Origin of the sequence: Pseudomonas sp. B6(2017), assembly GCF_002112765.1 — a bacterium.
In the GTDB taxonomy this organism is placed as follows: domain Bacteria; phylum Pseudomonadota; class Gammaproteobacteria; order Pseudomonadales; family Pseudomonadaceae; genus Aquipseudomonas; species Aquipseudomonas piscis.
In genome coordinates, this window is sequence record NZ_NEIQ01000075.1 from 1 (window position 1) to 636 (window position 636).

Here is a 636-nt window from a genome sequence, read left to right on the forward strand (position 1 = left end):
GAGCCGCTGCCGAAGTTGGTGCTCCTCGGATCGGACGACGAGGCCGGGCAGCGTTTGTCCCTGGGGCTGCGCCGGGCCGGGATCGAGCATGCCCGGGTGCGAGACGGCGCCGAATTGCGCTTGAACGGACAGCCGACGCTGGTGCTAGTGCTCGGCAGCGTACCGGCAGACGATGAGGCGTTGTCGGATGCGGTCGAGGCCAATGCCTGGCGCCTGCTGCAAGCTACACAGCAGGTCCAGCGCCTGGCCCTGGAGCAGCCATCCCTGCGCCTGGGTTGCGTGACCTTCGGAGTCAAGGCCATGGCCAACCGGACCGCCCTGGCCCAGTCGCCGCTGTGGGGCGTGGCGCGGATTGTCGCCGGCGAACAGCCAGGCCTCTGGGCAGGCTTGATCGACATCGATCCGGCAGCCTTGAACAGCGATAGCACCTTCGGCCTGCTACGAGGCGCCCTGGGGCACAAGAGCGAGGATGTGCTGGCCATCGGTACCCAGGCCTGCCAGGTCCTGCGCTTGCAGGAGGCAGTCGCGCCAGGCCCTAAGGGCAAGCCGCAATGCGTTCCGGACGCCACCTACGCCATCACCGGCGGCTTCGGCGCCCTGGGCCTGCAGGCCGCCCAGCACCTGGTGAACCAGGGT

The 636-nt window shown here is 69.0% G+C and carries 1 pseudogene; it reads left to right on the forward strand.

Annotated elements, in window-relative coordinates:
* Positions 1-636 (forward strand): annotated as a pseudogene (locus tag CAG11_RS33750) (hypothetical protein); the annotation flags it as partial.